Raw genomic sequence first — 22784 nt, forward strand, 5'->3', positions numbered from 1 at the left:
GTCGGCATCCGCCATCGGCAACAGCGATGCTCCAGCACTGGCTGCGACGCGCTCGCGCCGCGACGGGGTCAGCGTCCGGCGGAGCCCTCTGCGAGCTGTTCGTGGTGGTGGATGACCTCCGCCACAACGAAGTTGAACCACTTCTCGGCGAAGGCGGGATCCAGGTGCGATTCCTCCGCGAGCGCGCGGAGGCGGGCGATCTGGCGCTTCTCGCGCTCCGGGTCACTCGCGGGCATCCCGAACTCGGCCTTCAGCGCGCCGACCTCCTGCGTGCACTTGAAGCGTTCCGCGAGCAAGTGGATGAGGGCGGCGTCGATGTTGTCGATGCTGCTGCGCAGACGCCCCAGGCGGACGGACGGGTCGGTGGCTGGGGTGGGGTCGGTCGCACTCATGTCAGCACTCTAGCAACGCCGCGCGACGTGACCCTCCGAGAACCGCCTGCTCGTGCACGCCTGCTCGCACAATCGAGGCCACCGGGCATACTGGGACGATGGACGACAGCGAGCGCCGGCCCGTCGGGCGGCCGCGATCCCTCACCGACGAGCGGGTCGCGGACGCGATCATCGCTTGCGGGTTCACGGATCTGAAGGCCGTCGACGTCGCCGAGCGGCTCGCCGTGAATCCCGCAACCCTCTACCGCCATGTGTCGGGTCACGCGGAGATGGTCGACCTCGCGGTGTCGCGGCTGGTCAGTACGACCGATTGGCCGACGATCGAGGGCGATTGGCGCGAGTACCTCGAGACCGTCACCTGGACGCTGTGGCATCTCGTGCGTTCGCATCCCGGTCTCGCGACGGCGTCCCCCGCGGTCGGCATCACGAATCCGCAGCTCATGGCGTTGTACAGCGGCATCTGCCTCGATCTCATCGCGGCCGGTTTCGCTCCGGCCGATGCGGGCCTCGCCGTCGACTTCGTTCTGGATCTCGCGATCGACAGTCTCAAGATGCGCGAGACGCTCGCTGCACAAGCGGCTGCCGACCCGACTGTGGAGACCTGGTACCGCAACCTCGACGAGGGGCTCGCGGAGGCGATGCGGGAGTCCATGCACGGCGATCCGGCGACGTGGTTCGGTCGGAAGCTCGAGGTCGCACTCGACGGGATCGAGCACGTCCTCGCCCCCTGAACGGTGTGCAGAATTCAGGAAGATCTTCAGAATTCAGGATGATCGATCGGCGCGCCGAGGCCGGATCGTCCTGCATTGTGCGGATGTTCCTGAATTGTGCAACCACCGGAGGGACGGGGCGGCGGCTCAGAGACGGTCGGGGGCACGCAGGACCGCGGTCAGGACGGGCCGGGTGGCGCGCAGCGCGAGCCAGACGAGCCCGATGCCGGCCGCCAAGCACCCGGCGATGACGAGGAGCGAGAGCGGCGCGACGATGAGCGTCATGCCGGCCAGCGGGAGCACGAGCAACGCACCGATGAGCGCCGACCCGATCGAGACGGTTCGCAACGGCAGGAGGATCGCCCGTGACCTCGCCCGCTCCATCGCCTCCCTGGGCACCCCCAGCCGGTCGAGGCTCACGTACAGCTCGCGCCGGTCGAGGATCGCGGAGGCCTGATTGACCCCGACCGAGCATGCCACCATCACGAAGGACGCGGCCAGGGTGATGAGGATGCCGGTGCGGATGTCGGCGACGAGCACGATGCTCTCCCGGTCCATCCCCGAGCCGCCGGCCATGTCCGCGAGTGCGATGCCGGTGCCGGCGACCACGGCGACGAAGCTCGTCATCGCCACACCGCTCACCTGTCGCCACGCGGCCTTCGGGGACTCGAGGATGCCGCGGGCGGCGATGAGCCGTTCAGCGGTCTTCGCCCGTGAGAGCGCGACGCGTCCGACGATGCGGATCGCGAACGGCCCGATCAGGTTGAGCACCGCGACGCCGGCGGCGAAGGCGAGGCCGATCACGGTGATGATCGCGACGATGCTGCCGAGACCGCCGATCGCAGAGAGCGCCGCGTAGCCGATCACGACGACCGCGGCGCCGAGGACGATCCGCAGCCAGTGCACCTTCGGCGCCTGTTGCCTGGTCCGCACCCCGAGTGGCGTGAGGTTCACTACACGCAGGCCGATCGCGGCGCTGACGGCGGCGAGCACGGCGATCCCGAGGACCACGGCCGCGAGGATCGGGAAGCCCACCCACACGGCGACCGGCCCGATCAGTGCCCCGCCGAACGGCAGCAGCCCGACGAGCGGCATCGTGACCGCATAGAGCACGGCGCCGACGACAGCTCCCATGAGCGCGATGGCCGATGACTCGAGGATTGTCATCCTGGTGACGGCCGACGGCGTCGCGCCCAGGAGGCGCAGCGTCGAGAGCCGGTCGTCGCGGCGTCGCGCGGACAGGCGGGCTGCGGCTCCGCCGAGCGCACCGAGCGGCACGAGCAGCAGCGCGAGCGCGAGCACGCTGAGGAACTGGTACGCCGGTGCGATGTCGCTGTCCCACCGCCAGAACATGAGCGCGCCGCCGAGGACGATGAGGACGAGTGCTGACGTGACCGCGAATGCGACGGCGGGCAGCAGGATGGTCGCGAGGCTCTGCGCGCTCGGCCGCGACAGCAGCCAGGTGAGGCGGACGATGGGAGTGCGCCCCGTCCCCCGCGGCGCTCCGCCCGTGAACCGTCGGGCGGGCCCGGCGGTCGGCCGATGCGGCGGATGCGGCGGTTGGGAGTGCGGTTGCGCGCCGTTCGAAGCGCTCTGAGGCTGGGTCTCGTGGCCGATCACGCGGCCGCGCCCTTGCGGCGGTACTGGGCGAACGCGCCGAGCGACATCGCATCGAATCCCCAGCCGGCGCCGAGGAACCGGATGCCGGAGGTCTTGGTGTCGGCGCGGGCAGCGCCGGAGACGGAAGGGGCGCTGCCGGCATGGCCTGCGTCGGCTGCGTTGGCTGCATCGGCTGCATCGAGCAGACCCGTGCCCTCGAATCCGGACGCCGAGCCGTTCACATGGCGGGCAGCGGAGACCTGAGCGAACGGCTGCGGTGACGAGGAATCGATGAGCTCGGCTGCGGCGCCTGCCATGACTGCGGCCGACTGCGTCGTTCCGCCCGTCGACGGAATCGGCGGGATGCCAGGTGGCTGCACCGAGGGCATCGGCGCCTGCGTCGGCATGGACTGAGCTGCCTGCCGCGGCCCGTACTGGCCGGCCGGCTGCGGCGCCCATCCGATGTTCGCCCCGCCCGTCGCCGCGTTCCGCGGCGCCCCCTCGATGCGGCCGTCGCGGAGACGGATCGTGCGCGAGCATCGTGCGGCGACGGTTTCGTCGTGCGTGACGAGGACGAGCGTGCGGCCCTGACCGGTCGTGGCGTGGAGGAGCGCGCCCATGACGTCAGCGGAGGTCTGCGAGTCGAGGGCGCCGGTGGGTTCATCGGCGAACACGACCGATGCGCCCGTCACCTGTGCGCGGGCGATGGCGACGCGCTGCGCCTGACCGCCGCTGAGCTCTCCGATGCGACGCTGCTCCATCCCGGCGAGACCGAGGGCGGCGAGCCAGCCGGCCGCGTGCTGTTCGGCCGTCTTGCGAGGCACGCCGTTCAGCATGAGTGCGAGGGCGACATTCTCGACGGCTGTCAGCTCCGGGACGAGCAGGCCCTGCTGGAACACGAACCCGAACGCCTCTCGACGCAACTGCGAGCGTCGTCGTTCACCCAGTTCATCGATGCGGAGCTGGCCGGTCGGCGAGGTGAAGGAGATCGTACCGCCGTCGGGACCGATGATGCCGGCCAGGCAGTGCAGGAGAGTCGTCTTCCCGGAGCCGGACGCTCCCATGATGGCGACGGACTCCCCCGCCGTGATGTCGAGGTCGACTCCGGCGAGCGCGAACGTGGTCCCGTACTGCTTGACGAGTGAGCGTGCGGAGAGGATGGGAGTGTTCATGGTTTCCATCGTGCTCGGGTGCACCGATCCGCACATCCCGCTGCCGGACCAACCCCGCGGATGACGGGTCATCCTCTGGTACGACCCGTATGCGACAGATGCATGACACGGCGCACGGCCGACCGGCGCGCCCCGGATGGCCGTCACGCCCACGGCAATACCCTGACCTCATGGCCATCGAACCACGTCGGAACCCGCGTCTTCGCGCGTCCTCCGGCACCCCTCGCATCCAGTTCCGCGGCGGTCGGCCGGTGGCCCGCACCGAGACGGTCAAGACGATCCTGCAGCAGCCGTTCGCGGTGGGCTTCATCGGCGCGCTCGGCGTCCTCGCCGCCATCCTCCTCGGCGTGACGCTCGGCTCGCTGTCATCGATCCTCGTCTACATCGCCGCCGCGCTCTTCATCGCGCTCGGTCTCGACCCCGTGGTGGTCAGGCTCGAATCGCACGGCGTGAAGCGGCCGCTCGCCATCGCGATCGTGTTCGCCGTCTTCGCGCTCGTGATCATCGGCCTCCTCGCGCTCATCGTGCCGATCGTGACGCGGCAGGCGATCGAACTGGTCCAGAACGCGCCGCTGTTCCTCACCGACATCAAGAACCAGCCGTGGTTCGTCAACCTGAGCGATGCGCTCGGGCCCGGCGTCGATCTCGAAGGCGCGCTGTCCTGGCTGCAGTCGCTCGCCGCCGATCCGAAGAACTGGGTGGCCCTCGCCGGGGGCGTGCTGAGCGTCGGCGGCGGCATCCTCAACGGGTTCTTCGGCGGCTTCATCGTGCTCGTGCTGTCGCTCTACTTCCTCGCGTCGATGCGAGCGATGAAGAACGCGTTCTACTCGCTCGTCTCGCGTCGGAACCGTCCCCGCGTCATCTCGATCACGAACCAGATCACGGCGTCGATCGGCGGTTACGTCAACGGGATGGTGATCCTCGCGGCGATCAACGCGTCCCTCGGTCTCGTGATGATGCTCATCGTCGGCGTCCCGTTCGCCGGGATCCTCGCCGTGGTGATCTTCTTCGTGACACTCATCCCGCTCGTGGGTTCGATCATCGCGACCGTCATCGTGGCCATCGTGGCCCTCTTCAACTCCCCGGCGACGGCACTCGTCGTCGTCATCTACTACCTGATCTACATGCAGGTCGAGTCGTACGTGCTGACGCCGCGGGTCATGAACAAGGCCGTCGCGGTTCCGGGCGCACTCGTGGTGATCGGCGCGATGGTCGGCGGTGCACTCCTCGGGCTGCTCGGTGCGCTCGTCTCGATCCCCGTGACGGCGTCGATCCTGCTGATCATCAAGCAGGTCGTCGTCCCGCGCCAGGACCGCAAGGCCTAGCCTCCGACCCGGGCCCTCACCTCAGCTCGCGAGGTGCCGCAAACTGCGGGTGTTCGTCGACGACACCCGCAGTTTGCGACCCCTCGCGGGCAGATGGGGACGGGGCGGGCGGGTCAGGCCGGGCGGACGGCGACGGGACGGCCGGCGAGACGGATGCTGACGGTGTCGCCGGGCTCGCGGCGGTCGTTCGCACCGTGCTGGACGGCGACGAGCGTGCCGTCGGCCAGTTGGACGGTCGTCCGACGCACCGGACCGAGGAAGCTCGAGGTGAGCACCACGGCTGACGTGGCATCGGCGGCCTCCTCCGAGAGCTCGTCGGTTGCGCCGGCATCGGCATCCCCGCCAGCGGCCTGCGCATCAGCAGCGTGAGCAGGCACGTCCTCGAAACCGATGTCCTCCGGACGGACGAGCGCGACGACGGCTTCCGCAGCGGGCACGTCGCCGAGCACGGGCAGCCACTGGCCGAGGACACGGATGCCGCCGGCCTCGAGCTCCCCGGGGATCCGGTTCGAGAGTCCGATGAAGTCTGCGACGAACGGCGAGACGGGCCGGGAGTACAGCTCCTCCGGCGTGCCGATCTGCTCGATGACGCCCGCCCGCATCACCGCGACGCGGTCGGCGACGGCGAGCGCCTCCTCCTGGTCGTGCGTGACGAAGAGCGTCGTGATGCGGAGCTCCGTCTGGATGCGGCGGATCTCATCGCGCAACTGCACGCGCACCTTCGCGTCGAGCGCGCTCAACGGCTCGTCGAGCAGGAGGACGCGTGGGCGGGTGACGAGGGCTCTGGCGAGCGCGACCCGCTGCTGCTGGCCGCCGGAGAGCTGATGCGCGTAGCGGTTGCCGAGGTGGCCGAGCCCCACGAGTTCGAGGCTCTCCTCGGCGCGCGCACGTCGCTCCCCGCTCGCGACCTTCCGCATGCGCAGCCCGAACTCGACGTTCTCCAGCACGGTCAGGTGTGGGAAGAGCGAGTACGACTGGAAGACCATGCCGAGGTCGCGTCGGTTCGTCGGGATCGGGGCGACGTCGACACCGTCGATGAGGACGCTCCCCGAAGTGACCTCCTCGAGACCGGCGAGGCTCCGGAGGGCCGTCGTCTTGCCGCAGCCGGACGGGCCGAGGAGGGCGACGAACTCGCCGGGTGCGAGGGTCAGGCTGACGCCGTCGAGCGCACGCGCCCCGCTGCCGTAGTCCTTGACGACGGAGCGGAACTCCACCTCGGCGCCGACGGCTCCGGCAGCTCCGCCAGCACCGGCAGCGCCGGTTCCGGCAGCGCCAGACGGAGCCCCCGCGGACGAACCGCCCGCCGACATCGCATCGGTGCCGGACGGGGTCGTGTTCTGAACGGTCATGATGTCTCCTTGGCCCGGCGGCTCTCGCCGACGCGCCCGATGATGAACAAGAGGATGAAGGCGAACGCCAACGACAGCAGGGCGAAGATGACCGCGACGAACGGGTCGCTCTTCTGCACCTGCACGAGCGCCGTCTGGAGCGTGTTCCGTCCGAGCAACGACGCGATCGTGTACTCGCCGAGGACCACGGCGACCGAGATGACGGCCGCGGACAGGACGCCGCGTCGGAGGTTCGGCAGGATGACGCGAGCGAGGACCGTGCCCCAGCCTGCGCCGAGGGTCCGCGCCGCCTCACTGAGCGTCGACACGTCCACCGACTGCAGGTTCGCGGCGATCGCCCGATACGCGTACGGCAGGACCGTGATCCCGTACGCGAACGCGAGCGTCCACGGGCCGGAACCGAACACCTTCGCGACGACCGAGAACACCGGTGCGAGACCGACGACGAGGACGATCGCCGGAACCGTGATCGGGATGATGCAGATGAATTCGAGCGTCCGCTGCAGCTTCGGGAACCGCAGTTTGACGAGGATCATCGTCGGCAGGAGGAGCACGACGACGATTGCGACGGTGACGACCGCGAGGATGAGCGAGTTCCCGATGCCCTGGAACAGCACCTGGTACTTGCGAGCGTTCGCGGGGTCGAAGATCGCGGCCCAGTGGTCGAGGTTGTAGCCGCCGCCCAGGCCACCGCGGAGCGTGAACTCGATCATCGACAGGATCGGCACCGCGAACAGCAGCCCGATCACAGCGAGGATGATGCGGCTCGTGAGCTTCGACGGCGTCGCGGCGTCACGACGACGGCTCGGACGCACCCGCGGCGGCAGACCTGCGGCAGTTGCTGCCTCGCGACGCGCGATCGTCTCCGTCACGGTGACGGTCGGCACCGCACCGAGCTGCCCGGCCGGATCGACCGCGGACGTCGTGCCGGTCATTTCTGCCACCGTTCCGTGCGCGCTTGCAGCGCGGAGTAGGCCGTCATCATGACCACCATGACGATGATCATGCCGATGGCGAGCGCGCCGGCGAGGTTCTGACGGCCGAGCACCGTCTCGCTGATGAGCGCACCACGGATCTGCAGGGGGACGATCTGCGCACCCTGGCTGATCAACGCGGCGGCCGTCGCATAACTGGAGAAGGCGTTCGCGAACAGGAGCAGCAGCGAACCGAAGAAGGACGGGGCGAGGATCGGCATCGCGATCCGCGTCCAGTAGGTGAAGCCGTTGCCGCCGAGCGTGGCGTTGGCCTCGGACCAGGTCCGCTTCAGCCCTTCCATCGCCGGCATGAACGTGATCACCATGAGCGGCACCTGGAAGTACAGGTACGGCAGGATGAGGCCCGGCACCTGATACAGCCAGACGCCGTTCGCGAAGATGTCGATCCCGAACGTGCTCTTCAGGTACAGGGTCACGACGCCCTGGATGCCGATCGTCGCGATGAACGCGAACGCGAGCATCACCCCGCCGAACTGCGCGAGCACGCTCGACGCGGAATCGACGAAGGAGCGGACGGCGCCGTCGGGACGGACCGCCAGCAGTGCGTAGCAGACGAGGGCGCCGAGGATCGCGCCGACCACCGCGGTGAGCGCGGAGATCCAGAAGGAACTCACGAAGGTGCCGAACACGGCGGGCTCCGCGAGCGCCGTCAGGTTGTCGAAGGTGAACGCGCCCTTGCCGTCGAAGAACCCGGTCGCGAGAGCGAGCACCGTCGGGACGGCGAGGAAGAGGAGCGCGTACGCCGCGAACGGGGTGAGACCGAGAACGGCCCACCCCGACCGCGACCGCGACCGCCGGGCAGGCGGACGGCTCACACCGTCCACCTCCCGACGTCCAACGGGCCTTGCTTGATCGACGCGACTCACTTGGAGATCGCTGCCGCCCACTTCTCGGCGAGGAGAGCGGTTGCCGCCTCGGTCTGCTTCGCGGTGAACTGGACCAGGTCCTTGGGAGCTTCACCGACGGCCGCGAGAGCGTCCTTGTCGACCGTGCCGGCCTTGTCCATCGCCGCGAGACGCGACGGGTACGCACCGGACGCGAGGTACAGGTTCTGCGCCTCATCGCTGAAGATGAACTCCTGCCACAGGCGGGCCGCCGCGGGGTGCGGTGCGTCCACGTTGATGGCCTGGTTGTAGTAGCTGCCGACCGCGGTGCCCGGGAGGACGGTCGTCTTCCAGTTGCGCGTGCCCTTGTTCTCGGTCGCTGCGGCGAGGTTGTTGTAGCTCCAGTCGATGACGACGGGGGTCTCGCCGGAAGCGATCGTCGCGGGCGTCGGGTCGACGGGGAGGAAGTTGCCCGCCTTGTTGAGCTTCTGGAAGAAGTCGATGCCGGGCTGGATGTCGTCGGCGGTGCCGCCGGCCTGGAGGGCAGCCATGTAGACGCCCGCTGCGGCGGCGCCGGCCTGGGTCGGGTCACCGTTCAGCGCGACCTTGCCCGAGTAGTCGGAACCGAGCAGGTCGTCGAGCTTCTTCGGCTCCTTGACGGCGTCGGCGTCGTACCCGATGGAGACGAGGCCCGTGTAGTCGTAGACCCAGAGGCCCGTCGACTCCTTGTAATCCTTCGGGATGTCGTCCCAGGTCTCGACCTGGTACGGAGCGAACTGCTTCAGGTTGTCGAGCGTGACCGCTGAACCGAGGTCGAAGGTGTCGGGAGCGGTGTCCTGGCCCTTCTGGTTCTTGGCGGCCGTGATCTCCTCGGCGCTCGACACGTCGGGGTCGGCGGAGTTGACCGTGATGTCGTACTTCTTCTCGAACGCGGCGATGATCTTGCCGTAGTTCGCCCAGTTGTCGGGGAGGGCGATGACGTTCAGTTGGCCTTCAGCCTTCGCGGCCTTGACGAGGGAGTCGAGGCCGCCGAAGTCCTTCGCGCTCGTGGCGGTGGCCGCATCGACCTTGCCGTCTGAGCCCGCGGGGGCGGCGCTGGTCGAGCATGCGGTGAGGGCGGTTGCGGCGATCGCGAGAGTCGCGAGGGCCGTCAAGGTGCGCCTGCTGTTCACTGTTCCTCCAGTGATGCCGGCGGCCGCCCCGTGCTGTCGGGACCGTTGGTCACCGCGGACATCTGGGAGTGAAGCTACGCACAGCCGGTGGCCGCGGAACCACCTGTTGGTGTCCGGTTCGTGAACGACGGCGGTCGTTCTGGCGTCAAGCGCTTGTTGCGGCTATGCTGCGCCGATCTGCACATATGTGCATCATCTGTGCCTGCGATGCCGACCCCAGCGACGTTCCCTGTTCATAACTCCTTCGATTCCGACATCCCGCCGCAGAGACCGCCGTCGTTCCGCGGCTTCGGCATCGGCCATGTCGAATTCGAAGGAGTTGTGCTCGAAAGGTGTGCGCGCCGCGGTCAGACGGCGCGGTCGGCACGGTCGGACGGGCGAGGAGACGGAGCAGTCGGCACGGTCGGGCAGCCTGAGCAGACGGCGCAGCCGGCACGACCGGACAATCTGAGAGACGGCGCGAGCAGACGGCGCGAGCAGACGGCGCGAGCAGACGCCGCGGTTAGCTACCGCGGTCAGAGCGTGCGGAGTGCGACCGGGCCCGGATGACGGTCGAGACGCGCCTGCAGTCCGGCGCGGACCTCCGGCCATTCCTCGACGATCACCGAGAACAGCGCGGTGTTCCGCCAGCTGCCGTCGGCACGACGCTTGTCGCGGCGCACGATGCCCTCGAACGTCGCGCCCAGCTTCGCGATCGCAGCTCGCGAGTGGGTGTTGCGCTCATCGGCTTGGATCTTCACGCGACCGAACCCAGCGTCGAACGCGAGCTGCAGCAGGAGGAGCTTCGCTTCGGCGTTGACCGCCGTGCCCCATACTCGCGGGTCGTACGCGGTCCAGCCGATGTGCGCGTGCTCGCTCGGTTCATCGAAGTCGCCGAGCGTGCTCGTCCCGACCAGGAGGCCGTCGTGCACTCCGCCGACGAGACGGATCGCGAAGGTATTGTGGTTGTCACCCGACAAGTAGCCGTCGGCGAAGACGTCGAACTCCGCGAGCGTCGTCGGCAGGCCCTGCGGACCGCCGCCGTATCCGCCGGCGAAGACCTCGGGGCGGGCGATAGCGGCGAAGAGCTCCGGACGGTGGGCCGCGGTGAGCGGTTCGAAGCGGATGGTGCGGCCGTCGATCGGCTGCGGGTCTGGGCGTCGTGCATTCACGGACCAAGCATAGGATCCGCGGGCTGCGGATGCGCTGCATCCTGCCCGGCCACATCACCGCGACCGCCCGCATCACCGCGACCGAGCACAACTCCTTCGATCACAACTCCTTCGATTCCGCCCCCGCAGACCTCGACTACCCCGGAATGACGCTGATCCGAAATCAAGTGAGGCGCGAATTGAAGGAGTTATGAGAGTCATGAGGGGAGTGACGCGTCCCGAGCGGCGCGTCGTCAGACGGGGAGCAGGCAGGTGGGCGAACCCGTGTCGAGCGTGCCCAGGAGCGTCGTGGGAACACCCGTGCGCTCGTCGAGACGGAACGTCGCGACCGTGTCCGACAATTGGTTCGCGACGTGGAGGAGGTTGCCGGCCTCGAGGTGGTGACGGGGCCAGTTCCCGCCGCATTCGACATCGCCGACCGACTGCAGCTTCGAGCCGTCGCCGATCACCGCGAGCGTCGCGATGAGGTTGCTGCCGCGGATCCCGACGTGCAGCTGCTCACGCGAAGCCGCGAGGCTGATCTCCGACGGGAAGTCGCCCTCACGCATGCCCTGCGCCGCGGCGAAGACAGCGGACACGAGGTGCCAGTGGCCGGTGCCGTCCGGGGCGAGGGTGAACACCTCGTTCGAGTACTCGGTGACGACATGCAGATGTCCGCTCGGGTGCGTGACGAGGTGGCGCGGGCCGACCCCCTCCGGGAGCACGACCGTGTGGTCGAGGACGATGCGCTTGCCGCGGATCTGCCAGATGCGGACGGTGTCGTGACCGAGGTCGGTCGTTGCGAGGCGGCCGTCCGGCAGCATCACAGAGGCGTGTGCGCGCGAAGGTCGCGACGGCGATGCCTCGGCGACCGCGGCTTCGACGGCCAACTGCGTGAGGGCGTCCTCGCCGGCATCGGCCGCTTCCGATGCGACCGTGGTCGGTGACGCATACGGGTCGACCGAGGCCTCCCCGAGGAGCGGCTCCCCGCCGAAGGAGCCGTTGGCGGCGAGCGGGATGTCGACGACGCGGCCGTCGCCGTAACAGCTGGCGATGAGGCCGGAGGCATCTGGGAGCGCGGTGACGTGGCAGACGGAGTCTCCCGCTTCGATCGCGCCGCCGAGCGGGACGAGGCCGAACTCGCCCGACCGTTTGAATGCGAGCGCCGAGCCCGTCGACTCGCTCGCAGCGTAGAGGATCGGGAGCGTCGGGTGCAGGGTGAGGAACGACGGCGATTGCGCTTCGGTGGCGTGCACGAAGCGGAGGGTACCCGCGTCGTCCTGGCGGAGCAGACTGATGCCGGCGCCGGTGCCGTCCATGTCCGAGGTGTAGGAGCCGAGCAGCAGGTACGGGTTCGAGTCAGTCACTCCCACATTCTGCCCGACCGTGCCCCGTCGTTTTCACAATTCAGGATGATCCGCACAATTCAGGACGATTCGGCCCGCCACGCCGTCATCCTGTCCTGAATGCTGCATCCTCTCCTGAATTCTGCACGCCCTCCCCGCCCGGGATGTGCACAATTCCGGAACTCCTGGCGCAGAATCGGCCGGAACGGACACGAACGGTGCCGATCTGTCCATCTGGCGCTATTTCCGCGTGAGAGTTCCGGAATTGTGCACACCATGTCACGATGGAGCATGACCGACCTGGCACGGTACGAACAGGCCTGCGACGCGTTCATCCGCACCGTCGAAGGCATCCATCTGCGGCAGTGGGAACAGCCGGGGCTCGGCGTCTGGGACGTCCGATCACTCGTCGGGCACACCTCGCGCGCAATCATCACGGTGATCGAATACCTCGAACTCGACGCACCCGAGACGGTCTCGATCGACAGCGCCGCCGACTACTACGGGCAGATCTACCTCACCTACACGAACCCGGAAGCGATCGCCCTGCGCGGCGTCGAAGCGGGACGTCTCCTCGGCGACGACCCGGTCGTGCGGGTGACCGCGCTCCGCGACGCCGCGATCGATGCCATCGGCCGGCAACGTCCCGACCGTCTCGTCTCCCTCGGCGGCATGGGCATCCCCCTGCACGAGTATCTGCGCACGCGCGTGTTCGAGCTCGTCGTGCACACGCTCGACATCGCACGAGCCACCGGCCAGGAGGCGAACATCCCACCGCTCCTCGTGGAGGAAGCCGCGTCGCTGGCGGCCGGCATCGCGGCACTCCGAGGCGACGGCGAGCATGTCCTCCTCGCACTCACCGGCCGCGCCCCACTGCCCGAGGGTTTCAGCGTCGTCTGACGCTCCCACAGAACCCTCATCTGCTGAGTGGAACCGGTCCAGAGCCGGAGCTTCCCGTGCACAATTCAGGATGATCTGCACAATTCAGGACGAGTCGGCGGCGTGTCCGGTCGAATCATCCTGAATTGTGCAGATGTTCCTGAATTGTGAAGGCGATGCTGGAGTGCGCAGACGCTGTGACGCGGCGGGTCAGCCGATCAGGTCGTGGCGGACCACGATCGCGTCACGGCCGGGACCGACACCGATCGCGGAGATCCGCGAACCGCTGATGCGCTCGAGTGCGAGCACGTAGTCCTGGGCGTTCTTCGGCAGGTCCTCGAAGCGACGGACACCGGTGATGTCCTCCTGCCAGCCGGGGAACTCCTCGTAGATCGGGACGGCGTGGTGGAAGTCGCTCTGCGACACCGGCACTTCCTCGACCCGGACGCCATCGATCTCGTACGCGACACAGACCGGGATGGTCTCGAGGTCGTCGAGGATGTCGAGCTTGGTGAGGACGAAGTCGGTCACGCCGTTGATGCGGGCCGCGTAGCGGGCGATCGGGGCGTCGTACCAGCCCACGCGACGCGGACGCCCCGTGGTGGTGCCGAACTCGAAGCCCTTCGAGCGCAGGTAGTCGCCGGACTCGTCGAAGAGCTCGGTGGGGAACGGGCCGGCGCCGACGCGCGTGGTGTACGCCTTGACGATGCCGATGACCCGCTCGAGGCGGTTGGGAGCGACACCGGAACCGGTGGCGGCACCGCCCGAGGTCGCGTTGGAGGACGTGACGAACGGGTACGTGCCGTGGTCGACGTCGAGCATGGTGGCCTGGCCGCCCTCGAAGAGCACGACCTTGCCCTCGTCGAGCGCCGTGTTGAGGATGAGCGCGGTGTCAGCGACCATGGGCCGGAGTCGCTCGGCGTAGGACAGGAGATCGTTGACGATCTCGTCGACCGTGATGGCACGACGGTTGAAGACCTTGACCAGCAGGTGGTTCTTCTGGTCGAGCGCGCCTTCGACCTTCTGACGCAGGATGTTCTCGTCGAACAGGTCCTGGATGCGGATGCCGACGCGGTTGATCTTGTCCGCGTACGCGGGCCCGATGCCGCGACCGGTCGTGCCGATCTGGCGCTTGCCGAGGAAGCGCTCGGTGACCTTGTCGATCGTGCGGTGGTACTGCGTGATGACGTGGGCGTTCGCGCTGACGAGCAGTCGTGAGACGTCGAGGCCGCGGGCCTGCAGCGCTTCGAGCTCGTGGAACAGCACCTCGATGTCGATGACGACACCGTTGGAGATGACGGGGATCACGCCGTCGGTGAGGATGCCGGACGGCAGGAGGTGGAGCGCGTACTTCTCGTTGCCGATGACCACCGTGTGCCCGGCGTTGTTGCCGCCGTTGAACTTCACGACGTAGTCGATGCGATCTCCGAGGAGGTCGGTCGCCTTCCCCTTGCCTTCGTCGCCCCACTGGGCGCCGACGATGACGATTGCTGGCATCCGGATGCCACCCCTTCTGATTTGGTGCGCCCGGTGTCGTCTCTCGGGAGACGTCACGCCGACAGGACGGACGCCCGTCCACTACCGGACAGGCGCCTCATGCACGCACCCCTCCATCGTATCGGAGGCGGCCCTGGGACCGTATTCGAGGCGTCGGGTGTGGATACGTCGACGCGGGCGGTCACCTGTGGAGGACGGGCGAGAACGGGGCGAAGCCCGCACTGCGGAACAGCGACAGAACGGCGACGGAACAGCGGCAGAACAGGAGACGGAGCGGAGCGCGGCTCAGTCCGTGCCGAGGATGACGATCGCCGAGGTCGGCGGGGCCGCGGCGGCGATCGACGCTTCGATCTCGCGTGCGGCGGCCGGGTCGGCCTCGTTCAGGAAGGTCGTGAGGCGTTCGACCTCACCGGCTTCGCCGATGGCCTTGGCCGAGCGGCGCAGGGCGTACAGCGAGCGCAGCACGCCACGGTTGGGCTCGTGGGACCACGGGATGGGGCCGCGTCCGCGCCAGCCGGCGGCGCGCAGGGCGTCGAGGCCGCGGTGGTAGCCGACGCGAGCGGCGGCATATCCGGGGACGGGCGACTGCGGGTCGTGCACGGCGTCCGCGAGGAGGGCCCAGGCGAGCGGCGATGCGGGGTGCTCTGCGACGATCTCGGCGAGCGCCTCGATGGATCCGACGGCCGCGTAGAGTTCCCGATCCACCGCACTGTCGTCGGGCAGGAGGGTCGGGGGAACGCCAAGCAGATCTTCACCGGTCACCGTTCCACCATACCTCCGTTGTCGGGTGAGGGGCCGCGCGACGTCCGACCGACGACGGCGGGAATCCGCGGTTTTCCGGGGCGCACGGCTCCACCTGCGCACTCCCCGAGAGTTCGCTGCAGGAGACCGTCGCTATCTTGCACAGCCGTGTGCAAGATAGTACGATCGATGACATGTCCACGATCCAGTCGCACGCCTCAGGAACGCTCGCCGCAGCGATGCCGGCAGGCGACTCAGCAGCGACGCCGGCAGCACGAGCGACACCCGCACCAGCGACACCGACCGCCCGCGCCCCCCGCCGCGACGCCGCCCTCAACCGCGCGGCGCTCCTCGAAGCCGCAGCCGCGACGCTCCGAAGCGATCCCGATGCCAGCCTCGAAGCCATCGCCGCCGCCGCCGGTCTCACCCGCCGCTCCGTCTACGGCCACTTCGCCAACCGGGACGAGCTCGTCAACGCCGTCGTCATCGCAGGCGCCGAGCGCGTCGCAGCGGCCATCGGCGCCGTCCGTCACGAGGACCCGCTCACCACGATCGCCCTCATCGGAGACGTCCTCTGGACCGAGGTCGACCACGTGCGCGTCATGGCCCCGCTCGCCGTCCGCGGACCCCTCCGCGCGGTCACGGCTGCAGCACTCGAACCGGTCCGCACGCTCCTCCGCGACACGGTCGAGGCGGGGATCGCACGTGGCAGCATCCGGACGGACATCGCCCCGGACACCCTCGCGCGCCTCATCGAGAGCGCTGCCGTCGCCGTCCTGGAGGAAGCCACCGGGGCCGAGCTCAGCACCGACGCGGGCCGACGGCTCGTGATGCTCACGACGCTCAGCGTCGCCGGCCTCTCCTGGCGGGACGCAGACGAACTGGCCGAAGCGACCGACCGGATCACGAAGACGCGGCAAGCACACCCGCACGCACCCACGACACGGACCACCGGCACCGGGCACACTGGTCCCACCAACATCGGCACCACCGAAGGACAGGAACGCACCGATGCGCGTTGAACTCACCGACGTCTCGAAGGGCAAGGGCGGCATCATCCTCGATGCCACCACGCTCTCCTTCCGCACGGGCGAAGCGACCTTCGCGCGGGCTGAGACGGAGCAGCGGCCCACCGTGCTCGGGCTCATCGCCTCGGGTCGGATGAAGCCGGACACCGGCACCGTCCGCATCGACGGCGCCGCCGACAACCGTGCGATGCGTCGCCACGTCGCCCTCATCGACGCGCCGGACGTCTCCGAGCCGGCGAGCGATGTGACGGTCGCAGGGGTCGTCGCCGAGGAGCTCATGTTCGCGGGCCGCGCCAGCCACCTCTTCGCCGTCAACCGCATGCTCGACGAGCTCGGCCTGTCGAGCATCGCCCGCAACGCGATCTCGACCACGCCGCCCACGGACCGCGTCCGTCTCCTCACCGAGCTCGCGGTGCTCCGCAAGGACGTCACGGGCCTCGTCATCGTCTCGCCCGACCGCCACGGCGGCAACCCGCTGGAATGGTGGACGATCGCCCGGAAGCTCGCCGCGCGCGACTTCGCGGTCCTCGTGATCGCGGGCGATGCATCGGCCACCGCCATCAACGCGACGGCAGCCGACCCCGTCTCCGAGAACGCCACCGACGAGCTCGTCCCCCTCTTCCAGAAGGACTGGTCGTGATCGCACCGGCCGCGGACCTCGGCGCCGCCGACGTCGCCAGCCCTGTGCTCCGCACCATCTCCTCCCCCGAAACGATGCTGCCCACCGGTAGCACCACGCTGCTCCAGAAGGACCGATCGTGAAGATCTTCGCCATGATCCGCGCCGAACTCGCCCGTCTCTGGGCGACGCCGATGTCGCGGCTCGCCCTCATCGCCCTCATGGCCGTGCCGCTGCTCTACGGCGGCCTGTACCTGTGGGCGAACCAGGACCCGTACGCGAAGCTCGACCAGGTGCCCGTGGCGCTCGTGGTCGACGACGAGGGGTCCACGAGCAGTGACACGGGGTACGAGAACTTCGGTGACACGATCGCCGATCAGCTCATCGAGGACGGTTCGTTCGCATGGCACCAGGTGTCCGCGAAGGACGCCGCGAAGGGCGTGAACGACGGCACCTTCGACTTCAGCGTCACGATCCCGGCCGACTTCTCGAAAGCGCTCAGTTCCGCTGCCGGGAACGATCCGCGGCAAGCGGACGTCATCCTGACCACGAACGATGCCAACAGCTACCTCGCGTCGACGATCGGTGAGCAGGCGGTCAAGCAGATCAAGGCGACGATCGTCAAGACCGTCAACGAGAAGGCCGCCGGCCAGTTCCTCGACGCGCTCGACACGATCCGCATGAAACTGCAGGATGCGACCACCGGCGCCACACAGATCCTCGACGGTGCGAACCAGCTCCACGATGGCGCGGGGACGGCCGTCACCGGCGCCCAGACGCTCGCGGACGGGACGGCGCAGATCGCTTCCGGAACCGCGAGTCTGCCCTCCAAGACCGACGAGCTCGCGTCGGGCGCGGAGCAGGTCGCCGGCGGCACTCAGCAGCTCGCGGGCAAGGCGGACCAGATCGGATCGGTCGCCCAGCAGGTCGTCGACCAGCTGCCCGTCGCCCGCCAGCAGATCCAGGACAAGCTGACCGATCTGGGTCTCACGCCCGAGGAGATCGCGGCGGTCCTGTCACGGCTCGACTCCGCCGCCGATGACGCGCGCACGGTCAACTCGACCGTCCAGTCCACGGTCTCTCAGATCGACACCCTCAACGGCGGCGCCCAGCAGGTCGCCGGCGGTGCACGGCAGCTCGCCGATGCGATGCCGGCCCTCGCGTCCGGCACGCAGCAGGCGGCAGAAGGCGCCGCGGCCCTGCACACGGGTCTCGTGACCCTGCAGAACGGCATCGGCACGCTCCAGGAGGGCGTCACCACGCTCCGCGACGGTCTCCAGGCCGGTGTCGACGCGATCCCCGCGACGACCGCCGACTCGCGCGACCTCCAGGCGAAGACGATCGCCGATCCGGTCAAACTCTCCTCGAACTCCGTCACGAACGCGGGAACGTACGGCGCCGGCCTCGCACCGTTCTTCGTGAGCCTCGCGGCGTGGATCGGCATCTACGCGCTGTTCCTCATCGTGAAGCCCGTCTCGCGGCGCGCCATCACGGCACTCCACAGCCCCATCAAGGTCACGCTCGCCGGTTGGCTCACCCCCGGCATCCTCGGCGCCATCCAGATGATCGCGCTGTTCGGCATCCTCGCCGGCGTCCTGCACTTCGAGATCCACAACCCGGTCGCGACGTACGGGATGATGACGCTCGCCTCGCTCACCTTCGCGGCGATCATCCTCACGCTCAACGTCTGGTTGGGCAGCGTGGGACAGTTCCTCGGGCTCGTGCTCATGGTCATGCAGCTCGTGACCGCCGGCGGCACGTTCCCCTGGCAGACGCTGCCCGCCCCGCTCGCCTGGCTGCACCACATCCTGCCGATGTCGTACGCGGTCGACGGGATGAGGCAGCTCATGTACGGAGGACGGATGGATGCTGCGCTGCAGGACGCCGGTGTGCTGCTGGCCTGGTTGGCGATCGCGCTCAGCCTCGCCGCCATCGGAGTGATCCGGATGACGCACGCGCGCACCCTGCGGGACCTGCGCCCGAGCCTCATCGGGTAGGGCGCCGGTCTCGCGGCCTGCTCTCGCCGGGCCGCTCCGCCCAAGGGGTGTCGAGTGCGACGAACGGCACCCGGTCGATCAAACGGCCGGGTGCCGTTCCGTCTGCGCGGGTGCGCGGGTGCGCGGGTGGCATTCCGAGTGTGCGGCGTCCGGGCTTGCGGGTGCGCGGGTGACCTCGTGCTTCCCGTGTCGGAGTGGTGGGCAGCGCGATGCGCTCGCGCGCCCGCGCCCCTGCGCCGCGAGCGCGGGTCCGATACCACCCGCGCTCGCGCGAGCGCATCGCGCCGGCCACCAGATCGACCTCGAAGGAACACGAACGGCTCACGCCGGGCGGTGCCCCTTCGGGTGGGGCGCCGACCGGCGCGAGCCGGGTGGCCTGGGGCCGAGGTGATCGACCTGACCGGGCCGTGGAGTCCGATCGCCCGCCGTTCGGGAGCGGACGATCGGCTGCCGGTCAGCGCTCGACGCGCCGACCGGACGACGGGTCGATCAGCCGCGCGACTGCTTCCGACGCGTTGCGGAGCGGTGGTTGGCGACGAGCATCGAACCGATGCCGAACGCGAGCAGCACGGACGCGCCGATCATCCCGGGACCCGCGAGCCACGGTCCCGTGCTCGCGAGCGCCTTCTGCGCTGCTGCGGGAGCGGCGGCGGACGCGGGCGGAGCCGTGGGAACCGGCGCCGGCGTCATCGTCACGGGCGGCACTGCGGGCTGCGTCGGCGGAACCGTGGGCTCGACCGGCGGGGTCGTCGGTTCGACCGGCGGCAGGACACCGCTTCCGGTGCCGCCACCGCCGTGCGCGGTGACCGTCCACTCGACGGGAGGGACGTCGACGCCGTTCCCCGCGATCGTCGCACTGTTCGCCCACGGACCGGCGGAACCGGCATCTGGCTTCGTCGCGTACCAGATCGCGTAGTAGTGCCCCTGCTTCCCATCGAAGGTGAGGGTGAAACCGCTGTCGGTGGACGTGATCGTGTAGTCGACGCCCTCGGTCGCACGCACCCACTCCGGGTCCGTGCCGGCCGCGTTGAGTGAGCTCGCATCGAGGAACTCGAGGGAGTCGGGGTCGAAGGTGTGGCCGGCGCCGAGCGTGTCGGTCACGACCGTCTTCGGGTAGTCGGCGTCGAGGCCTCCGGCCGGGGCGGGAAGGCTCATCCACCAACCGATGTACGTGCCGTCATCGCTCAGCGTCCCCCATTTGCCGAAGCCCTGGCCCTCGAAGGGGCGTGCGGGACCGGGGTCGCCGCCCGGCTGGACGGTGATCGGGATCTCGACGACCTCGCCGTTCACCGTCATCCGGATGACGTGGTTCGTGCCGGCGTCGAGCGAACTGCTGAGCTTCGCATAGAGCTCGAGCGATCCGCCGATGTCCTGCGGGTGCGTCGTCACGTAGTCGGTCAGAGTGCAGTCGAGCCGGTTCACGGCCGTCGTCATGACGCACGTGGCGACCGTGTCGCCCGCTTTGGTGAGGAGGGGGAACTCGGCGCCGAGGCCGACGAACTCGTCCGGGAGCTGCAACGAGAACGTGCTGCCGGCGGGCGTTCCGTCCGGCACGTGCCAGTCCGCTGCGACCGTGATCGTCTGCTGTTTGGCGTAGGTGCCGTCCTCGGCCGTGGACGTGACCGTGACGTTGGTGATCGCATCGGGGATCTCCGCGGCCTGGGCGGGCGCGGCGACACCGACGAGGGCTGCAGCGGCCGCGACCGTGCCGACGATGGCTGCGGCGGCAAGGCGACGGAGGGAGCGGCGGCCGGGGGCGGCCGTTGCGGCGGTTGCGGCGGTTGCCGCGGCGGGGTCGATTCGGCTGGTTTCGGTGATTCGGGTCGTTCGGGTCGTTCGGGTGTCGGTCTGGCCGTTCGGGGCGGCCGGTGCCGACGGGGTCGGGGTCGGGTGGGCAGGGTGGATCGTCGTCATCGGGTACTCGCATTCGGGTCGGTACTCGTCCAGCTCGGGTGATGCCTTGCGGCATCGCTGGACACCCTTGGGTGAGTCCCCGGCGAGCGGATCATGACGCGACTTCCGACAATTCACCGGAAGTTCCTCGGGAGCTCGTCATGGCGACGGGTCCAGACCGGGCGAGTGCGTCCGTTGCGGTTGGGTCGTCGCCAGCGCAAACCTCGACCAAGGCCGCGGCACCCGACCCGAGCACTGTGGCCGCACAAGCCGACCAGCCCACCGCGGGCATGCAACAGACCGCCGGGCGGTAGGGCCACCCGGCGGTCCGTGTTCGATCCGCGCCGCATCGGTTTTCGGGCCGTGCGATCACGTTGACCACACCCGCCGATCCGACGGCCGCGCTGCGGTTTCGGGCCGGCTGATGCTCAGCCGACGGATCGGGAGGGGTGCGGAAGTTGCTGTGTTGTGTTGCTCTGGTGGAACGGTGCTGTGCTGCTGTGTTCCCGTGCGATGTGACGGCGAGGGTCAGTTCGCGGCTCCGACGAGTTCGGCCTCGCGCTGTTCGGCGAGCATCCGTCGTCTCGTCGCGTATGCGGCGCCTGCACCCCAGACGAGGAGCGAGACGAGGAGGACACCGGCCGGGCCGAGGAGCTCGGACGGACCGGATGCTCCGGCAGCGCTGGATCCGCCGTCGTTCGTGTCCGCGGTGTTGGTCCCGTTGGCGCCATCGGGGGCGACGGCCGTACGGGTTTCGACGAACGCTGCGGGGAACGCCTGGGCAGCGGCGGCCAGCGTGGACACGGCGTCTTCCGCGGGGCCCGCGGTCATGGGCAGCGCTTGAGCGGGAGAGGTCAGGCCGACGAGGGCGACCACGGCGAACGCGGCCGGGATCGCGAGGCGGGTGAAGGTGGTGGACAGGGTCGGGCGCACCGCACGTTCGGGCAAGCTGGCGCGCCGATCAGGGAATCGGGTCATCTGCGACTTCGTTCTTCGGGTGTTCCGCCGATCGCACCGGCCGGGATTCGGGTTCCAGACGGTGGCTTCCGCAGCATCGGGTTGCCTTGGAAGAACGGGTTCAGCGGTGGAGTGTGACTCCGATTCCGATTATGGCCCGGTCAGAGGCTTCAGAACAGGCGAATCCGAAGCCTGCGGAAAAACTGAGTCAAAACTGAGATGAAGCTGCGGCCCCGAATTATTCGGCGGCAGTGGCTTCCCGCGATCTCGCTACGCCTCGAACCGCACGTGCTGCATGACCCAGGAGTGCATGGCGACGGCCGCGGCAGCCGACGCGTTGATCGACCTCGTCGACCCGAACTGGCTGATCTCGACCACCGCATCCGCGGCCGCGATCGCCTCCTCGGACAGCCCGGGACCCTCCTGTCCGAACAGCAACAGGCATCGCTCGGGGAACGCGAAGGTCTCGATGATGACGGAGCCGGGCACGTTGTCGATCGCGATGATCGGCATCCCCTCGGCTCGCGCCCAGACGACGAGCGCCTCGATGTCGGGGTGGTGGAGGACGTGCTGGTAGCGGTCGGTGACCATCGCGCCGCGCTTGTTCCAGCGGCGACGACCGACGATGTGGACGGTGTCGGCGGCGAACGCGTTGGCCGTGCGCACGATCGACCCGATGTTCATGTCGTGCTGCCAGTTCTCGATCGCGACGTGGAACGGATGCCGGTGCTCGTCCAGGTCGGCGACGATCGCTTCCATCGTCCAGTAGCGGTAGCGGTCGATGACGTTGCGCGTGTCCCCCGCAGCGAGGAGGGCCCGGTCGTAGTGCGGTTCGTCCGGCAACTCGCCCTGCCACGGCCCGACACCTGCCGTCGAGCGCTCGTGCGTCGGGTTGTCCGCGGCCGACGGCTGCGCGGCGACGTCTGACTGCTCGGGGTTCTCTGGCACCGGTCAAATCTACCGTCCGGCCGCCATCGCTCCTTCCTGCCCGCCCGTCTCCGCCCCTGCCCGCCCGTCTCCGCCGCCCTCCTCCGTTCACAACTCAGGAGCGTCTCGGCGTGTCGGGCGCGGCATCGGCGCGTCCCGCGCGACACGCCGGACGTCTCCTGAGTTGTGAACACCCAGGCGTCGCAGGAGTTCCGGAATTGCGAACAGCGCGG

The 22784-nt window shown here is 69.0% G+C and carries 21 protein-coding genes and 1 pseudogene; 8 read left to right on the forward strand and 14 right to left on the reverse strand.

Translation table 11 applies throughout. The annotated features are described in order from the left end of the window. Nucleotides 1–68: 68 nt before the first annotated feature. Nucleotides 69–392: a chorismate mutase gene (locus ACQ3HB_RS04635; RefSeq protein ID WP_430918188.1), complete on the reverse strand. Its 324-nt coding sequence runs from the start codon at nt 390–392 to the stop codon at nt 69–71. A gap of 98 nt (nt 393–490) precedes the next feature. Between ACQ3HB_RS04635 and ACQ3HB_RS04640 the strand changes: the two genes are divergently transcribed. After that, on the forward strand, nt 491–1123 hold the full coding sequence (locus ACQ3HB_RS04640; protein ID WP_430918190.1) for a hypothetical protein: 633 nt from the start codon (nt 491–493) through the stop codon (nt 1121–1123). Nucleotides 1124–1249: 126 nt separating this feature from the next. On the opposite strand, the gene ACQ3HB_RS04645 is transcribed toward ACQ3HB_RS04640, so the two are convergent. Next, entirely contained in the window at nt 1250–2722 is a 1473-nt protein-coding gene (locus ACQ3HB_RS04645; RefSeq protein WP_430918192.1) for an FtsX-like permease family protein, read from the reverse strand. A 461-nt stretch (nt 2723–3183) separates the two neighbouring features. Next, nucleotides 3184–3873: pseudogene (locus ACQ3HB_RS04650) on the reverse strand (ABC transporter ATP-binding protein); the annotation flags it as partial. Nucleotides 3874–4043: 170 nt separating this feature from the next. Here ACQ3HB_RS04650 and ACQ3HB_RS04655 point away from each other — a divergent pair. Beyond that, nucleotides 4044–5198 (forward strand): AI-2E family transporter, encoded by a 1155-nt coding sequence (locus ACQ3HB_RS04655; protein ID WP_430918194.1) that lies wholly within the window; start codon nt 4044–4046, stop codon nt 5196–5198. A 113-nt stretch (nt 5199–5311) separates the two neighbouring features. Here the strand turns inward: ACQ3HB_RS04655 and ACQ3HB_RS04660 are convergent, their stop codons facing one another. From ACQ3HB_RS04660 to ACQ3HB_RS04680, 5 genes are all read right to left on the reverse strand, one after another. Further along, on the reverse strand, nt 5312–6547 hold the full coding sequence (locus ACQ3HB_RS04660; RefSeq protein WP_430918196.1) for an ABC transporter ATP-binding protein: 1236 nt from the start codon (nt 6545–6547) through the stop codon (nt 5312–5314). Then, on the reverse strand, nt 6544–7482 hold the full coding sequence (locus ACQ3HB_RS04665) for an ABC transporter permease (RefSeq protein ID WP_430918198.1): 939 nt from the start codon (nt 7480–7482) through the stop codon (nt 6544–6546). The genes ACQ3HB_RS04660 and ACQ3HB_RS04665 overlap by 4 nt, the downstream gene beginning before the upstream one ends. Further along, nucleotides 7479–8357, reverse strand: coding sequence for an ABC transporter permease (locus tag ACQ3HB_RS04670; RefSeq protein ID WP_430918200.1), 879 nt, complete (start codon nt 8355–8357; stop codon nt 7479–7481). The genes ACQ3HB_RS04665 and ACQ3HB_RS04670 overlap by 4 nt, the downstream gene beginning before the upstream one ends. Before the next feature lie 47 nt (nt 8358–8404). Further along, nucleotides 8405–9538: an ABC transporter substrate-binding protein gene (locus ACQ3HB_RS04675; RefSeq protein ID WP_430918202.1), complete on the reverse strand. Its 1134-nt coding sequence runs from the start codon at nt 9536–9538 to the stop codon at nt 8405–8407. 515 nt (nt 9539–10053) lie between these two features. Beyond that, on the reverse strand, nt 10054–10689 hold the full coding sequence (locus tag ACQ3HB_RS04680) for a GNAT family N-acetyltransferase (RefSeq protein WP_430918204.1): 636 nt from the start codon (nt 10687–10689) through the stop codon (nt 10054–10056). Nucleotides 10690–10718: 29 nt separating this feature from the next. Between ACQ3HB_RS04680 and ACQ3HB_RS04685 the strand changes: the two genes are divergently transcribed. Next, nucleotides 10719–10883, forward strand: a complete 165-nt coding sequence (locus tag ACQ3HB_RS04685) for a hypothetical protein (RefSeq protein WP_430918206.1) — start codon at nt 10719–10721, stop codon at nt 10881–10883. A 39-nt stretch (nt 10884–10922) separates the two neighbouring features. On the opposite strand, the gene ACQ3HB_RS04690 is transcribed toward ACQ3HB_RS04685, so the two are convergent. Then, the gene (locus ACQ3HB_RS04690; protein WP_430918208.1) at nt 10923–12035 is read right to left on the reverse strand and encodes a lactonase family protein; all 1113 of its coding nucleotides are present in this window, start codon (nt 12033–12035) and stop codon (nt 10923–10925) included. A 270-nt stretch (nt 12036–12305) separates the two neighbouring features. On the opposite strand from ACQ3HB_RS04690, the gene ACQ3HB_RS04695 reads away from it, so the two are divergent. Then, entirely contained in the window at nt 12306–12914 is a 609-nt protein-coding gene (locus ACQ3HB_RS04695; RefSeq protein ID WP_430918210.1) for a maleylpyruvate isomerase N-terminal domain-containing protein, read from the forward strand. A gap of 189 nt (nt 12915–13103) precedes the next feature. Here the strand turns inward: ACQ3HB_RS04695 and ACQ3HB_RS04700 are convergent, their stop codons facing one another. Both ACQ3HB_RS04700 and ACQ3HB_RS04705 read right to left on the reverse strand, forming a co-directional pair. Beyond that, on the reverse strand, nt 13104–14390 hold the full coding sequence (locus tag ACQ3HB_RS04700; protein ID WP_430918212.1) for an adenylosuccinate synthase: 1287 nt from the start codon (nt 14388–14390) through the stop codon (nt 13104–13106). A 285-nt stretch (nt 14391–14675) separates the two neighbouring features. Next, the gene (locus ACQ3HB_RS04705) at nt 14676–15152 is read right to left on the reverse strand and encodes a DUF3151 domain-containing protein (RefSeq protein ID WP_430918214.1); all 477 of its coding nucleotides are present in this window, start codon (nt 15150–15152) and stop codon (nt 14676–14678) included. A gap of 173 nt (nt 15153–15325) precedes the next feature. Between ACQ3HB_RS04705 and ACQ3HB_RS04710 the strand changes: the two genes are divergently transcribed. From ACQ3HB_RS04710 to ACQ3HB_RS04725, 4 genes are read left to right on the forward strand one after another with little or no spacing between them, the layout of a single operon-like run. Next, complete coding sequence (locus tag ACQ3HB_RS04710) at nt 15326–16153, forward strand: TetR/AcrR family transcriptional regulator (RefSeq protein ID WP_430918215.1); 828 nt, start codon at nt 15326–15328, stop codon at nt 16151–16153. Continuing rightward, a complete protein-coding gene (locus ACQ3HB_RS04715) occupies nt 16143–16799 on the forward strand; it encodes a P-loop NTPase family protein (RefSeq protein WP_430918217.1) in 657 nt (218 codons plus the stop codon). Before ACQ3HB_RS04710 ends, ACQ3HB_RS04715 begins: the two co-directional genes overlap by 11 nt. Continuing rightward, entirely contained in the window at nt 16796–16921 is a 126-nt protein-coding gene (locus ACQ3HB_RS04720) for a hypothetical protein (RefSeq protein ID WP_430918219.1), read from the forward strand. The genes ACQ3HB_RS04715 and ACQ3HB_RS04720 overlap by 4 nt, the downstream gene beginning before the upstream one ends. After that, complete coding sequence (locus ACQ3HB_RS04725; protein WP_430918220.1) at nt 16918–18774, forward strand: YhgE/Pip family protein; 1857 nt, start codon at nt 16918–16920, stop codon at nt 18772–18774. The genes ACQ3HB_RS04720 and ACQ3HB_RS04725 overlap by 4 nt, the downstream gene beginning before the upstream one ends. Nucleotides 18775–19263: 489 nt before the next feature. Here ACQ3HB_RS04725 and ACQ3HB_RS04730 read toward each other — a convergent pair whose 3' ends face one another. The 3 genes from ACQ3HB_RS04730 to ACQ3HB_RS04740 all read right to left on the reverse strand — a co-directional run bounded on the left by ACQ3HB_RS04730 (nt 19264) and on the right by ACQ3HB_RS04740 (nt 22572). Further along, a complete protein-coding gene (locus ACQ3HB_RS04730; RefSeq protein WP_430918221.1) occupies nt 19264–20688 on the reverse strand; it encodes an Ig-like domain-containing protein in 1425 nt (474 codons plus the stop codon). A gap of 507 nt (nt 20689–21195) precedes the next feature. Beyond that, entirely contained in the window at nt 21196–21645 is a 450-nt protein-coding gene (locus ACQ3HB_RS04735) for a hypothetical protein (RefSeq protein ID WP_430918223.1), read from the reverse strand. 249 nt (nt 21646–21894) lie between these two features. After that, a complete protein-coding gene (locus tag ACQ3HB_RS04740; protein ID WP_430918225.1) occupies nt 21895–22572 on the reverse strand; it encodes a TrmH family RNA methyltransferase in 678 nt (225 codons plus the stop codon). Between the last annotated feature and the right edge of the window lie 212 nt (nt 22573–22784).

The sequence above is a fragment of the Plantibacter lichenum genome (genome assembly GCF_050587525.1).
Classification (GTDB): domain Bacteria; phylum Actinomycetota; class Actinomycetes; order Actinomycetales; family Microbacteriaceae; genus Plantibacter.

Bases quoted from the DNA above. Each gene is read 5' to 3' on its own strand.
- ACQ3HB_RS04735 (WP_430918223.1), bottom strand. From the start codon at position 21,645: ATGACCCGATTCCCTGATCGGCGCGCCAGCTTGCCCGAACGTGCGGTG.
- ACQ3HB_RS04665 (WP_430918198.1), bottom strand. From the start codon at position 7,482: ATGACCGGCACGACGTCCGCGGTCGATCCGGCCGGGCAGCTCGGTGCG.
- ACQ3HB_RS04710 (WP_430918215.1), top strand. From the start codon at position 15,326: ATGTCCACGATCCAGTCGCACGCCTCAGGAACGCTCGCCGCAGCGATG.
- ACQ3HB_RS04685 (WP_430918206.1), top strand. From the start codon at position 10,719: ATGCGCTGCATCCTGCCCGGCCACATCACCGCGACCGCCCGCATCACC.
- ACQ3HB_RS04695 (WP_430918210.1), top strand. From the start codon at position 12,306: ATGACCGACCTGGCACGGTACGAACAGGCCTGCGACGCGTTCATCCGC.
- ACQ3HB_RS04640 (WP_430918190.1), top strand. From the start codon at position 491: ATGGACGACAGCGAGCGCCGGCCCGTCGGGCGGCCGCGATCCCTCACC.
- ACQ3HB_RS04700 (WP_430918212.1), bottom strand. From the start codon at position 14,390: ATGCCAGCAATCGTCATCGTCGGCGCCCAGTGGGGCGACGAAGGCAAG.
- ACQ3HB_RS04635 (WP_430918188.1), bottom strand. From the start codon at position 392: ATGAGTGCGACCGACCCCACCCCAGCCACCGACCCGTCCGTCCGCCTG.
- ACQ3HB_RS04655 (WP_430918194.1), top strand. From the start codon at position 4,044: ATGGCCATCGAACCACGTCGGAACCCGCGTCTTCGCGCGTCCTCCGGC.
- ACQ3HB_RS04730 (WP_430918221.1), bottom strand. From the start codon at position 20,688: ATGACGACGATCCACCCTGCCCACCCGACCCCGACCCCGTCGGCACCG.
- ACQ3HB_RS04660 (WP_430918196.1), bottom strand. From the start codon at position 6,547: ATGACCGTTCAGAACACGACCCCGTCCGGCACCGATGCGATGTCGGCG.
- ACQ3HB_RS04715 (WP_430918217.1), top strand. From the start codon at position 16,143: ATGCGCGTTGAACTCACCGACGTCTCGAAGGGCAAGGGCGGCATCATC.